Annotated in this window: 10 protein-coding genes; all 10 read left to right on the forward strand. The window is 42.6% G+C overall.

The window, feature by feature from the left end; all coding sequences use genetic code 11:
• The first annotated feature begins 2 nt into the window (after positions 1-2).
• Genes tssK through R7P80_RS19490 form a run of 10 tightly spaced genes read left to right on the forward strand, consistent with a single transcriptional unit; the run spans position 3 to position 13,164 of the window.
• The gene (tssK, locus tag R7P80_RS19445) at positions 3-1,328 is read left to right on the forward strand and encodes a type VI secretion system baseplate subunit TssK (protein ID WP_085569002.1); all 1,326 of its coding nucleotides are present in this window, start codon (positions 3-5) and stop codon (positions 1,326-1,328) included.
• 11 nt (positions 1,329-1,339) lie between these two features.
• Complete coding sequence (tssL, locus tag R7P80_RS19450) at positions 1,340-2,632, forward strand: type VI secretion system protein TssL, long form (protein ID WP_213869733.1); 1,293 nt, start codon at positions 1,340-1,342, stop codon at positions 2,630-2,632.
• Between the two features lie 16 nt (positions 2,633-2,648).
• Positions 2,649-6,167: a type VI secretion system membrane subunit TssM gene (gene tssM / locus R7P80_RS19455; protein ID WP_213869734.1), complete on the forward strand. Its 3,519-nt coding sequence runs from the start codon at positions 2,649-2,651 to the stop codon at positions 6,165-6,167.
• Positions 6,149-6,844 carry a type VI secretion system-associated protein TagF gene (gene tagF, locus R7P80_RS19460; RefSeq protein WP_169644549.1) on the forward strand — a complete coding sequence of 232 codons (696 nt, stop codon included), beginning with the start codon at positions 6,149-6,151 and terminating at the stop codon, positions 6,842-6,844. The genes tssM and tagF overlap by 19 nt, the downstream gene beginning before the upstream one ends.
• A 9-nt stretch (positions 6,845-6,853) precedes the next feature.
• Positions 6,854-7,648: a PP2C family protein-serine/threonine phosphatase gene (locus R7P80_RS19465; protein ID WP_005375947.1), complete on the forward strand. Its 795-nt coding sequence runs from the start codon at positions 6,854-6,856 to the stop codon at positions 7,646-7,648.
• A complete protein-coding gene (gene tssA / locus R7P80_RS19470) occupies positions 7,641-8,756 on the forward strand; it encodes a type VI secretion system protein TssA (protein ID WP_132936418.1) in 1,116 nt (371 codons plus the stop codon). Before R7P80_RS19465 ends, tssA begins: the two co-directional genes overlap by 8 nt.
• Positions 8,757-8,771: 15 nt before the next feature.
• Positions 8,772-9,302: a type VI secretion system contractile sheath small subunit gene (tssB, locus tag R7P80_RS19475; protein ID WP_005375949.1), complete on the forward strand. Its 531-nt coding sequence runs from the start codon at positions 8,772-8,774 to the stop codon at positions 9,300-9,302.
• Entirely contained in the window at positions 9,302-10,795 is a 1,494-nt protein-coding gene (gene tssC, locus R7P80_RS19480) for a type VI secretion system contractile sheath large subunit (RefSeq protein ID WP_005375950.1), read from the forward strand. The genes tssB and tssC (R7P80_RS19480) overlap by 1 nt, the downstream gene beginning before the upstream one ends.
• A gap of 52 nt (positions 10,796-10,847) precedes the next feature.
• A complete protein-coding gene (gene tssC / locus R7P80_RS19485) occupies positions 10,848-12,359 on the forward strand; it encodes a type VI secretion system contractile sheath large subunit (RefSeq protein ID WP_132936420.1) in 1,512 nt (503 codons plus the stop codon).
• 10 nt (positions 12,360-12,369) lie between these two features.
• The gene (locus R7P80_RS19490) at positions 12,370-13,164 is read left to right on the forward strand and encodes a type VI secretion system accessory protein TagJ (protein WP_017820215.1); all 795 of its coding nucleotides are present in this window, start codon (positions 12,370-12,372) and stop codon (positions 13,162-13,164) included.
• Positions 13,165-13,166: the final 2 nt, after the last annotated feature.

Here is a 13,166-nt window from a genome sequence, read left to right on the forward strand (position 1 = left end):
AAATGACGCAATACTCCAAGACGGCTTGGTGCGAAGGAATGTTTTTACGTCCCCAGCACTTCCAACAACAAGAACGCGCAACCTCTCAAGAATTCAAGGGCTTACATCAGTTAGGTGGGGTTTACAATTGGGGAGTTTGGAAATGTCGAGTAAAAAAACACGCGCTAAAAGATGGTCTTATTGAACTTGAGCATCTTGAAGCTGTTTTGCCAGATATGACGTTGGTTAATACGTTAATATCCAACGATTCAGTTTCGCCTCTACTTATTGATAAAAACACTGAAAATACGTTAGTAAAAATAACTCTCCCTCTTTCAAGTGTTACAGGTAAAAACGTTTCGGATGTAAGCGAATCGATCGTCTCTCGTTATGTACTTCAAGATATCGACGTGATAGATAACCTTACAGGACAAGATGAAGAAACCATCCAAGTTGCAGCCCTCAACCTTGAGTTGAAAGCGAGTAATGACAAATTAGCGGGTTATGTGGAGTTACCTATCTTAAGGATCAAAGAGGTAACTCCTGAAGGGGAAGTTATACTAGACGATGAGTACGTTCCTCCGCTTATCAATCTCCTGAGCGATAAAGTCATGTCAGCTTATCTACGTAACGTTATCGCGATGACAAAGATGCGTGCTGACGTTATTGCGCAGCGCTTGATTAAGGGCAAATCTGCATCGGCATCTGCTGTTGATTTCATCATGCTCCAAATGTTGAACCGATATGAGGCGAAGTTAAAGCATTTCAGTGAGTTAGATAGGTTACATCCACTGGAATTAGCGACGACACTTAAAGGTTACATTGGTGAGTTAGCCACTTTTTCTAATAAAACTAAAAGACTCCCAAGTTTGCTTGCGTATGATCACTTAGATGTATCAAGTGTTTATAGCGAGTTGAATCAGATACTCAGTCAGTACCTCAGTGTTGTTCTTGACCAAACTGCGACCAAACTTCCGTTGGAGCCTCGCCAATACGGTATTCAAGTGACGCCGCTTCCAGATAAACGCTTGCTTGAGTCATGCCAATTTGTGCTAGCAATTAAAGCAGATACCACAACAGATGAAATAAGACGCCTGGTCCCAGCGCAACTCAAGTTTGGCCCGGCAGAACAGATTCGCGATCTAATTAATAATCAGATCAACGGTATAAACGTAGTGCCGTTGAGTGTCGTCCCGAGACAGATTCCTTACCAAACGGGCTATGTCTATTTCGAAGTTGTCAAGAAAGGGCCATTTTGGATGAGGCTAAAAGATAGTGGCGGTATTGCGCTTCACCTATCAGGGCATTTTCCGAATGCTGAACTTGAGCTTTGGAGTATTAATCAATAGGCGCGCTCTGTATGGAACAAACGATAGTAAAACCAACACCGGGTGGAAGAGCACCCGCATCGAAACCACAATCAGAAAAGTCTGTGGATAATACCGTAGTTATCTCAAAAAGCCCTGAATTGGTGAACAATGATTCAGTGGTCGCTTATGGGAATAACTCTCTACTAGCAGAGGCGAATGGCCTGTTATCTATTATCGGTCAAATTCGGTCGACAGCGACTCATTCCGATCCGTTGTTTCTAAAAGAGACATTGGCACAAAAGCTTAGAGATTATGAGAACCGATTACGTCAGCATGACGTTGATTTGGATACCATTGATACAGCTCGTTATTGTTTATGCTGTTCACTAGATGAAGTTGTCCTTAACACCAATTGGGGTGGGCATTCATTCTGGAGTCACGATTCATTACTCAGCTCCTTCTATGCTAGCAGTCAAGGTGGGGAAGCGTTCTTTAAGCATCTTGATAAGTGCATGGCGAAACCAGATGCGAACTTAGATTTGCTTGAACTAATGTATGTGTGCTTATCTCTCGGGTTTCTGGGTCAATACCGTTTAGAAAAAAATGGACTGGAATCGCACCGTAAATTGAGAAGACAGGTTATTGCTACTCTTAAGTCTTATGGGAGAGGAGTCCCTCAGGAGCTAAGTAATAGTATCGACCAACACATTTTGAATGGCTCAGAGGCTTCTGATAGAGCCCCTCTTTGGGTTGTATGTTCTGTAACGGCGGCATTATTGGTCTGCATATATATGTATTTTAGCTATGAGCTAAATAAGGCATCCAATCGTACCTTTTCTCAATTAGTCAATTTGATTCAACCGCAACAACTTAACCAAGATGCAACGTCAGAATCAAAATCAGCGCCAATTGCAGAAAAGATTTCAATGTATCTAGCAACTGAGATCGGTAAGGGGCTAATCAATGTTGAGCCGCTGCAAGACAGGGTAAGAATTTCGTTAAAGTCTCAAGATCTATTTGAATCAGGTAGTGCTGATGTTGTCGCTTACATCCAACCCGTTATTTCTAAGCTTGCGAGAACATTGGAGTCGACCCAAGGCAAGATCATTGTTACTGGTCACACCGACGATAGGCCTATTTTCACGAGTAAATATCCCTCGAACTGGCACCTATCATTAGCTCGAGCCACTGCTATGTCTGAACAACTGATCTCGAATAGTGCATTAGAAGGGCGAGTGATACCCGAGGGATTGGGGGATGCAAGACCATTAGTTGAAAACAGTAGTGATGAAAACCGAGCTATTAACCGCCGGATTGAAATCGACCTTCTTGTCGCGAATTAATAATAGGTAGATAGAGATGCGTATTAAAGAAATTGGCAGAATATTTACTCAAAGATGGTTTCTCGGTCTTATCGGTGTCGCTGCTTGTTCTATTTTCATTTGGGTTGTTGGTCCACTTATTGCGATAGCGGGATATGAGCCCCTAAAGAGTGACTTTCAACGGCTAGTCACTATTCTAGTGTTGGTGTTGCTTTGGGCGATATTTAACGTTACCAAGCAGCATAAGCAAAAGGTGAAAGAAGACGAAAGTATTCAAACGTTGCTTGAGGTTGATAGCCAATCAGATAAAGAAGCAGCAAGTGAAATTGACTTAATGCGCGAGCGTATTGAGCAAGCTGTCAAAGTAGTGACGAAAACATACAAAGGCAAGAGAGGCTTGTATGACTTACCGTGGTATGTGTTGATTGGCCCTCCTGGAACGGGGAAAACAACCGTATTAAAGCAGTCGGGGTTAGAGTTTCCATTAGGAGACAGCCTTGGCTCTGACTCTATTGCCGGTGTAGGTGGCACTCGCCACTGTGATTGGTGGTTTGCAAATAAAGCAGTTCTTATAGATACGGCAGGCCGGTATACGACACAAGACAGTCAAGAAAAGGTCGACTCTAAAGCGTGGCATGGTTTCTTAGGATTGTTGAAAAAGTATAGAACGCAAAGACCAATTAATGGTGCGATTGTTACGATAAGTTTAGCCAGCGTGATGTCTCAGACTCGAACCGAGCGAAGTCTTCATGCTCGAGCAATTAAGTCGAGACTTCAAGAACTGAAAAACCAGTTAGGCATGCAGTTTCCGATTTACGTATTGCTCACCAAAATGGATTTAGTTGCCGGTTTCAATGAGTTCTTTGCCGATTTAAGTAAGGAAGAGCGAGAGGAATTATTTGGTTTCATGTTCCCTCGTGAAGTGGATGATGAAAGAGGCGTTATTTCTCTATTCAACAAAGAATTTCATGGCATGTTGGAGCGTCTTGATGCCCGTATGCTTAGAATACTTGAAACTGAGGACGATTTAGATAAACGCGCACTTATCTTTGAATTTCCAAAGCAATTAAGAGTGCTACAAGCTAATCTTGACGAGTTTTTAGCTGAAATTTTTGCACAAAACAGTTTTGAAGAGCCTGCCTTGATTCGTGGTGTGTTTATGTTGAGTTCGGTTCAAGAAGGCTTACCAGTCGATAAGCTGATGAATGAATCAACCAATGGACTTGGGTTAAATCGATTAGCTCTAGCAAAGAGTCAGACTGGTTCTCATAGTTATTTCGTAAAGAATCTTTTTGACAAGGTTATTTTCAAAGAGCAACTGTTAGGAACAGTTAATCGTCACTATCAAAAGCAGTCAGGTTGGATGCGTCGAGGTGTTTACATTGGATGTACAACGCTACTGCTCGGAGCTTCTTCGCTTTGGTTTATGAGTTATAAGTGGAACTCACGGTTAATTGTCGACACCAATGAACAAGCTAGCCATATTGATGCAATGATTGGCGCTCAAAGTTTAGATTTTGAAGCGGATATTGTTTCAGCTGTAGAAACATTAGATAGGTTGATGACGCTTCCTCTCGGAAAGCAAAGCAACTACGGTGATGCCGACTCTGTAAAGAGGTTTGGTCTCTATCAAGGAGACAAAGTATCTCAGGCGGCAAGCAATGCATATTCTGATGCTTTGACCCAATATTACGCCCCTTTGCTTCTTGATAGCCTGGTGTCAGAAATGGAGAGCAATCAACAGCATCGTGAGTATTTGTACGAAACGTTAAAAACGTATTTGATGTTATTCAATCCAGACAAATATCAACAAGATGAAGTGTTGGCTTGGTTTAACTTTTATTTCGAACGTCAATATCCGGGTGAGCTAAACGCAGACTTAAGAAGACGCTTGCTACAGCACACTCAATATTTATTAGGCAACGATGGACAAGGCTTTACTTACAACACTGCTGCTGTGACGAGTGCTCGAGAAGTGTTGACTCAAATGTCTCTACCTGAACGTGCTTATCAGCGAATGAAAATACAATTTTCTAAGAGTCATGTACCTTCATTTCGCTTGACTGATGTATTGGGACCTAAAGGGCTTGAGCAGTTCGAGCGAGCTAGTGGAAAACCGCTATCACAAGGCATTTCGGGCTTCTACACGTACAATGGTTTTCATAGCATTTTTCAGATTCAGATCAACCGTACAGTAAAAAGCCTAATGGAAGAGAACTGGGTTTATGGTGACGATCTTAAGGCTCATGAAATTGATCAAGATAGTGCCATCCAAGGCGTTCAGTCACGATACTATCAAGATTATGTTAATGAATGGAAAACGTTGATCGAAGATATTCAATTGAAGCAGGCTCCGAGCCTAGAACTTGCGACAGAGCAAGCGAGGGTTTTATCTGGAGTTGAAAGACCAATCGAATCTTTGTTGAGAGCAATCCAAAAAGAGGTTGCTCTATCAAAAGTATCATTGTCAGAAAATCAAAAAGCCGCTTCTGAAGTTGCTGGTAAAGTTGCCAAAGTTAAGTTTTCAAATACGGCAGATAGACTAGACATGTATTTACCTGAAGAAAACGGTTTCAATGTTGCTCTGCCAGGTAAAGAAGTCGAATCGCATTTTTCAGAGATCTTACGCCTTGGTGAGCAAGACTTTGATGATATTCAACAAGCAATGGTTAACTTGCGTTCGTATTTAAGTGACTTATCAAGCTCTGGTAACAATCAGAAAATTGCCTACAAAAGTATTTTAGATGGAACCGTTACACAAGATGTCGCAGCTTCCTTTGCTCGTGCTAAAGAACTTTTGCCGAGACCATTTAATCAATGGCTAGGTGAGCTTTCTCAAGAGTCGGTTAAGTTTGCGGAGAGCGGTTCGAAGGATCATCTAAATCAACTTTGGGTAACACAGGTGGTCCGCCCTTATCAGCGGACTATTGCTGGCAGATATCCATTCGAGCCCAACGCGAGCAGAGAAGTTAGATTGAAAGACTTTAAGCGATTCTTTGGTTATGGGGGCACGCTTGACGCATTCTTCCAAGAATACCTCGAACCGTTTGTGGATACTTCGAAAAGTCGTTGGCGATTAGAAAAGGAAATTGGAGTTCGTCCAGAAACACTAATGGTCTTTCAAAGAGCGCAACGTATCAGGCAGTCTTTCTTTGAATCTGATAATTCATTACGCGTAGAGTTTGGTATGAAGCCTGTTTATCTAGACCAGCACATTACTCGATTTGTCTTAGAGTTGGGTGGACAAGATTTGGTTTATAAGCATGGACCAGCAAGAGCTAAATCGTTGAGTTGGCCTGCCGGTCAAGATCAGACTCGAATTGTGTTCACACCACCTGAATCTAAACGCGAAATTGCGCATACCTATGAAGGTGAGTGGGGCATATTCAAGCTTTTGGATCAATCACTTAAAGCAAGGCCAGAATCGCGTAAAGACAATATAGTTATGATTGATTTAAAGGGAAATAAGGTGCAGCTAGAGCTTATTCCTTCTAGTGCCATTAATCCGTTTTGGTCAAATGAAATGGAGAGGTTCAGATGTCCACGAACCTTATAACATCAGGCTGGGGCTATATCGGTAAAATGCCTGCAAAAGGGGACTTTGTGAAAGATGGTTTATCACAAGATTTCTCGGAGCGTTGGCATGATTGGCAACAGGCGGTTATTGCAGTCAGCAGGGAACAACTGGGTGAAAGCTGGAATGAGCACTTTTTAACGGCTCCTGTGTGGCACTTTGCTTTGGATATTAGCTATTTAGAAGACTCAACCTACATTGGTAGCATGATTCCTAGTGTTGATGCATGCGGTAGATACTTTTTCTTTACTATAGCTCGTGCCGTAAAAGGTGAAGCTGCGCAATATTGGGGTGACAGAGCTTGGACCGAGGACAGTGCCGCTCTTGCTCTTTCAGTACTTGAGGACGACTTTGTCTTTGATGTTTGGCATAAGAGTACTCAAGAAAAAAATGACCTCGTTGCGAATGTAACAAGTGAAGTGAGGTCTCTGGAGTTTCTTTATCAAAGCCAAATATCTACAGTTTTTCATGATGACGGCAATACTGATCAAAACACGCTTTTGAATTACCTCATTAAAGAAAAATTGAGTAAACCATGTTTTTGGTGGACTGAAGGTTCAACGAAGGTTGAACCATGCATGTTCATTACTAGTGGATTTCCTTCAATTGGTCAGTTTTCAGCCATGCTTGATGGCGGCTGGAAAAAGTGGAATTGGTAGGATAGAAGAATGAATTGGAACTATTTTACCTTTGCTAAATCGCACGCAGGAAAAGTACGCCCTTATAACGAGGATGCTCTGTTGGATATGACAGAACAGCATATTTGGGTGGTTGCCGATGGAATGGGTGGACACAGTGCTGGCGATATAGCAAGCCAGATGCTAGTGGATAGAGTCGCGCGCCACATGCAGGATGTCTCCAATACTAATATCGATGATATCCGAAGAGTGGTTCAAGAAGCGAACTTAGAAATTTACCAATACGCACAAAATCACTTAGACGGTAAAACGATGGGAACAACACTTGTTTTGTTGTTTATTCAGGATGGGTATTACCACTGTCTTTGGGTGGGTGATAGCCGAATTTACCAGCTTAGAAGTGGTAATTTTGTCCAAAAAACACGTGATCATAGTCAAGTCATGGACTTAGTGGATCAGGGCTTATTGGCATTTGAAGATGCCGAATCGCACCCTCTTGCAAATGTTATTACCAGAGCTGTTGGGGTCGACGAAAGTGTCACTATTGATCAAGTTTCAGGGCAGTTGGCTGACGGCGATCAGTTTCTACTCTGTAGCGATGGACTCTCTAAGGAACTTACGAGTGATGAAATTCATCGGACATTGTATGCAGACTCAGTCAACCAAGCTGGATTAGCTCTCATGCATTCGGCTTTGGTTCGGGGCGCAAGTGATAACGTAACTTGTGCTTTGATCAAAGTTCGCCAAGCGCAAACGGAGTGCGAAACAGTAACTAGAGAAGACGCGACGATACCTGTCTTTCTAAGAGGGAGAGCTTATGAGTAATGAAATGTTTGATTGGTATGAACAAGCGTTGGCTCCTATATCTCAAGAAAATCCTACAGGTATTGATCCTAGAGAGGATGTATCACCACAGTCTGCTTACTATCGGTTGAAAGATCAGCGTATGGCCGCCCGCAACGCTGAACGTAATGCTCTTATAGAAGAAGAAAGTATCTATACCCACAGTAATTTATGGCGAGTATTTATTGAAGATGTCCCAGAAATACTCACGAATCAGTCTAAAGATTTGGAATTTGTTGCCTGGCTTATAGAAGCCCTAACTCGATTGTATGGTTTTCGTGGTATGGGCGTTGGCTACAAACTCGCAACCAGTTTAATTGAGAACTTTTGGGATGATCTGTACCCAATGCCTGATGAAGATGGTATTGAGACAAGAATATCGGCGATTATTGGCCTCAATGGTATCGATAGTGAAGGAACACTTATTTTTCCAATTGCTTGTATACCATTGACTGACTTAGGCGTGGAGCAAGCTTATGCCTATTGGGAATATCAGCAAGCTATAGAGCTTGAGCGCTTAGACGAAGATAAGCGCCGAAATCGAGTCGAGCTTGGGGCTGTTGAGCTACCTGAAATTATAACTACGGTTAAGTCGACTTCTGATACGTTTTATCAAGAATTAATCACGGATTTGGAGTTCGCTACAGAATCATTTAATGAATTCAGTCAGCGATTAGACGAAGCGGTCGGTGATGTGACTCCTAGCTCTTATATATCAAAAAGACTCGAATCAATACACTCGGCATTAAAGCACCTTCTAGGAGATCGTTTCAATCAACCACAAGCCGTGTTTGAAGAGCTAGAGGATCTTGATGAATCTTCTTCTGAACAACCGTTAAGTTCACAAAGTTGTGATGCATTATTAGCGACAAACATGAAATCACGAGAGCAGGCAATTAGACAATTGCAGCAAGTAGCTGATTTCTTCCGAGAGAGTGAACCTCACTCACCAGTTTCTTACTCCATCGAACAGATTATTCGTTGGTGTGGGATGCCTCTGCCGGAGTTACTGGCGGAACTTATCTCCGACGGGGATGCAAAGAAAAGCTACTTCCGTTTGGTTGGCATAGCAGAACAAAATGAAAATTAATAAAGGGAGAATGGTATGACGAGTATCCACTCGAAACTATCACGAGTACGGAAGCCTCGTGTCCACATTACCTATGATGTTGAAACTGAAGGTACGACTCTTAAGAAAGAACTGCCTTTTGTTGTAGGTGTAATGGGTGACTTCGCTGGTCAAAACACAGAAGCGTTGAAGCCATTAAAAGACCGCCGTTTTATTCAGATCGATCGAGATAACTTTGACGATGTACTCAAAAAAATGAATCCATCGGTGAAGTTTAAAGTTGCGAATAAGCTTGCGAATGACGATTCACAGTTTGAGGTCGATTTAAACTTTAAATCAATGCAAGACTTTGAGCCTGCTGCGATCGTAAATCAAGTTGATCCACTACGCCAATTGATGGAAACGCGTAATAAACTGCGTGATTTGATGACAAAAGTTGACCGCTCAGAAGAGCTTGAAAATATCCTAGAGGATGTTTTGAACAATACAGACAATCTGGCAAGACTTGCAGGCGAGTTAGATCTTGGCAAGAAAGCGAAGTCAGACAGTACTGAAGGAGCGGAATAATGACGACTGAAGCTGAAAAACAGTTAGATCCAACTGTTAATGAACAGACAACTTCATTCTTAGATCAAGCTATTGGTGCGACTAAGCAGACCGAAGCTTCTCGTGCTGAGGAGCTGATTAAAACGCTCGCTGAAGAAGCAATGAAAGGGACAGTTACTTGGAACAAAAACCTAACAGTAACTTTTCGTGAAGCGATTAATTTGCTCGATAGGCAGATTTCTGATCAGTTGTCTGAAGTAATGCATCACCCAGAATTACAGAAACTCGAAGGTTCTTGGCGCGGCTTAAATTATCTAGTGATGAATTCAGAGACCAGCTCTACTCTGAAAGTTCGCATGATGAGCATGACCAAGAAAGAGCTACATAAAGACTTGAGCAAAGCTGTTGAGTTTGATCAAAGCCAGATCTTTAAAAAGGTTTACGAGTCTGAGTTTGGTAGTGCTGGTGGTGAACCGTATGGTGCATTGATTGGAGACTATGAGTTTACCAACCACCCAGAAGATATTGAGTCGTTACGCCTAATGTCAAATGTAGCGGCTTCTGGCTTCTCTCCATTCTTGTCCGCGGCTTCACCAGCACTATTCGGCTTTGATGAGTGGACTGAGTTGTCAAAACCACGCGACCTAGATAAGGTATTTGAATCACTAGAATACGCCCAATGGCGTTCGTTCCGCGAGAGTGCCGATTCGCGCTTCGTTAGTCTGACGATGCCAAAAGTCCTTGCTCGTTTGCCATACGGACAAGCTACCGCTCCAGTCGAAGAGTTTGGGTTTGAAGAGTTCGAAGTAGATCCTGTTTCAGGTATTGCTGTTAACGCTGAACATAACGACTACTGTTGGATGAACTCTTCGTATGTTCTTGGTGTTAAGTTAACCGACGCATTTTCAAAATATGGATTTTGTACTGCCATCCGTGGTGCAGAAGGCGGCGGTCGAGTGGATAACTTGCCAACGCATTTCTTCATGAGTGATGATGGCGACCCTGATATGAAGTGCCCAACAGAGATTGGTATTACCGACAGACGTGAGGCGGAGCTTGGTAAGCTTGGTTTCTTACCGCTTTGTCACTACAAAAACACCAACTATGCAGTGTTCTTTGGTGCGCAAACCTGTCAAAAACCAGCGAACCATGAATCCCCTGAAGCAACGGCCAATGCGGCCATTTCTGCCCGCCTACCTTATATGATGGCAACATCTCGTTTTGCGCATTATTTGAAAGTAATGGCTCGAGATAAAATTGGTAGCTTTATGGAAGCAGAAGACGTTGAGTCTTGGCTGAACCGCTGGATCCTAGGTTACGTCAATGCTTCTGAAGGCGGTGGTCAAGAGATCAGAGCGAAATACCCTCTAGCAGACGCTCGTGTTCAGGTTAAGGAAATTCCTGGCGCACCTGGTTCTTACAATGCCGTAGCATGGCTGAAGCCTTGGTTACAAATGGAAGAACTGACCACATCTTTGCGACTTGTGGCAAAGATCCCTCAGTCAGGTGGATAAGAAATGAATTGGCTGGTCGAAAGGCCAGCCATGACCAATCTTTATGTTCTAGATGGAATTAGCAGTGTCACTTAACTTTCGCGACCCTAGCAAGCTAAAACATGAGTTCAGTACCGGAGGCTATGCTGAACTTGATAGCCCGTGGTTGACTCGATTCAATGAATCTTCTGATCTTGTATCGTCAGCTCGAATTTGGCTAGAAGGTACACGTTCAAGAGATTTGGACAGCTTTCGTCATAGTGTGATGAACACAATTAACCGCATTGATGAGCTATTAGAATCTCAACTAAATGAAATATTACATCATCCTGAGTTTCAACAGCTCGAAAGGGGGTGGGTTGGAGTTAGGTATTTATGTGAACAGGTTGATTCTCGTTCATCGGACTCTGTAAAAGTTAAGGTTTTAACGGCGACATGGAATGAAATCAGTAAAGATGCTTTAAAAGCCATCGAGTTTGACCAATCAGCACTATTTAAGTTGCTCTATCAAAATGAATATGGCATGGCAGGGGGAGAACCCTTTGGTGTGGTGGTTGGAGATTATCAGCTTCGCTGTGATCCTAGTAAAAATTATTTTGATAGAGATCTGTCTGTGTTGAGTAAGATCTCTCAGTCTGCAGCTGCAGCATTCAGCCCATTTATCATGTCTGCATCGCCAGAGATGTTTGGTGTTGATAGTTTCGCTCAACTCTCTGCGATAAGAGATATAGCAGCCCAATTTGAACAGGAAGATTATGCAAAGTGGCGTAGTTTGAGAGATAACGATGACGCTAAATTTATTGGTTTGACTGCACCTAACGTCTTGTTCCGTCAGCCATACAAAAGTGATGGCTCGCGGAATGATAAATTCAATTTTCAAGAACACATCTACGACTCCAACCGAGATTTGCTATGGGGGAGTAGTGCGTACTGTTTTGCTGCTGTATCAATTAGAGCATTTCAGGAACATGGTTGGTTCACGCATATGCGAGGGATTAAACAAGGCGATTACAGTCAGGGTATTATCGTCGCTCCTACAAGGAGCACGATGCGTGTTAATGGCAAGAATGATCGTGAAAGATGTCCGTTAAACTTGAAAATCACTGAGAGAAAAGAACAAGAATTGTCTGAGTGCGGTTTTATTTCTATTTCTCCAATACCTGAGACTGATATGGTAGGGATGACCTCGAATGTATCTCTCTACAAGCCCAAACAATACGCAGAAAAGCATATTTCAACGAATGCAAAACTGACATCGATGTTGCAATACACATTGTGTGTATCGCGAGTCGCACATTATCTCAAGGTTATGGGGCGTGACAAAATTGGTGGGTATCAAGACGCAGAAAGCCTAGAGCGTGACTTTCAACGCTGGTTACACCAGTACACTACCGCATCAGATGAAGCGTCTGATGAGCTTCGAGCTAAATACCCCCTAAATGAAGCGAAAATTACAGTTCGAGAGAAAAGAGAAACTCCTGGACATTATTACTCAGTTATCCATTTGCGACCGCATTTTCAACTCGATCAAATGGTATCTAGCATTAAATTAATTACCGAATTATCACCAGAGCACATGGTGTAAGGAAATAACAATGACTCAATGGAAAAATGCTTTGTCCCAAGGCCTATTGCAACACGCTCTAGAGCAATTAATTGATGAAATTAAAGCCACCCCTAAAGATGCGAGCTTGAGAAGTTCCTTCATTGAGCTTCTTTGCATTGATGGGGACTTCGAGCGTGCGGACGCTCAGCTCATGCAATCGATTAAATTGTTTCCTGAGTATCTGCCTGGTGCAAGTCAGCTACGACATTTAGTGAAAGCAGCTCAAGCTAGAAAGGATTTTATCAATGGTGCGGCTAGTGCCAAAGTATTAGGTGATGAGGAATTAACTAAAGAGCTTGTTCGATTTAATCTTGCTCTCGGAAATCAAGAGTACGAAGAAGCGTCACGTCTATCGCATCGCATTGAAGAGCGTCGTACTATTAAAGGGTTTAACGTAAACGGCACAAACTACGAAGATGCTAGAGATATTGATGATCGTTTAGGTGGTTACATTGAACTGTTTTCTACAGCAGGTAACTATTTTCTTGTACCCATATCGAGCATCCATACGCTAGAAGTTAAAGCACCTACTTCTTTGTTAGAAAGTATTTGGCGACCTGTCGAGTTTGATATCGATGGACTTGGTGAAGGCGAAGGCCATATGCCTTTGACGTATGTCGACTCAGAGACCGATGCACAAAAGTTAGGCCGAGAAACGGATTGGAAGCAGATTGGTGAGCAAGAATCTTTTGTTGGCTTGGGTCAAAAATGTTGGTTAGTCGGTGACTCAGCGCTTCCAATCTGTGATTTGACTACATTATTAGAACAGAAACAAATAGCGTAGAA

This window comes from Vibrio sp. 2092, from assembly GCF_033339635.1.
Classification (GTDB): Bacteria; Pseudomonadota; Gammaproteobacteria; order Enterobacterales; family Vibrionaceae; genus Vibrio; species Vibrio alginolyticus.

Bases quoted from the DNA above. Each gene is read 5' to 3' on its own strand.
- tssK (WP_085569002.1), top strand. From the start codon at position 3: ATGACGCAATACTCCAAGACGGCTTGGTGCGAAGGAATGTTTTTACGT.
- tssL (WP_213869733.1), top strand. From the start codon at position 1,340: ATGGAACAAACGATAGTAAAACCAACACCGGGTGGAAGAGCACCCGCA.
- tssM (WP_213869734.1), top strand. From the start codon at position 2,649: ATGCGTATTAAAGAAATTGGCAGAATATTTACTCAAAGATGGTTTCTC.
- tagF (WP_169644549.1), top strand. From the start codon at position 6,149: ATGTCCACGAACCTTATAACATCAGGCTGGGGCTATATCGGTAAAATG.
- R7P80_RS19465 (WP_005375947.1), top strand. From the start codon at position 6,854: ATGAATTGGAACTATTTTACCTTTGCTAAATCGCACGCAGGAAAAGTA.
- tssA (WP_132936418.1), top strand. From the start codon at position 7,641: ATGAGTAATGAAATGTTTGATTGGTATGAACAAGCGTTGGCTCCTATA.
- tssB (WP_005375949.1), top strand. From the start codon at position 8,772: ATGACGAGTATCCACTCGAAACTATCACGAGTACGGAAGCCTCGTGTC.
- tssC (WP_005375950.1), top strand. From the start codon at position 9,302: ATGACGACTGAAGCTGAAAAACAGTTAGATCCAACTGTTAATGAACAG.
- tssC (WP_132936420.1), top strand. From the start codon at position 10,848: ATGGAATTAGCAGTGTCACTTAACTTTCGCGACCCTAGCAAGCTAAAA.
- R7P80_RS19490 (WP_017820215.1), top strand. From the start codon at position 12,370: ATGACTCAATGGAAAAATGCTTTGTCCCAAGGCCTATTGCAACACGCT.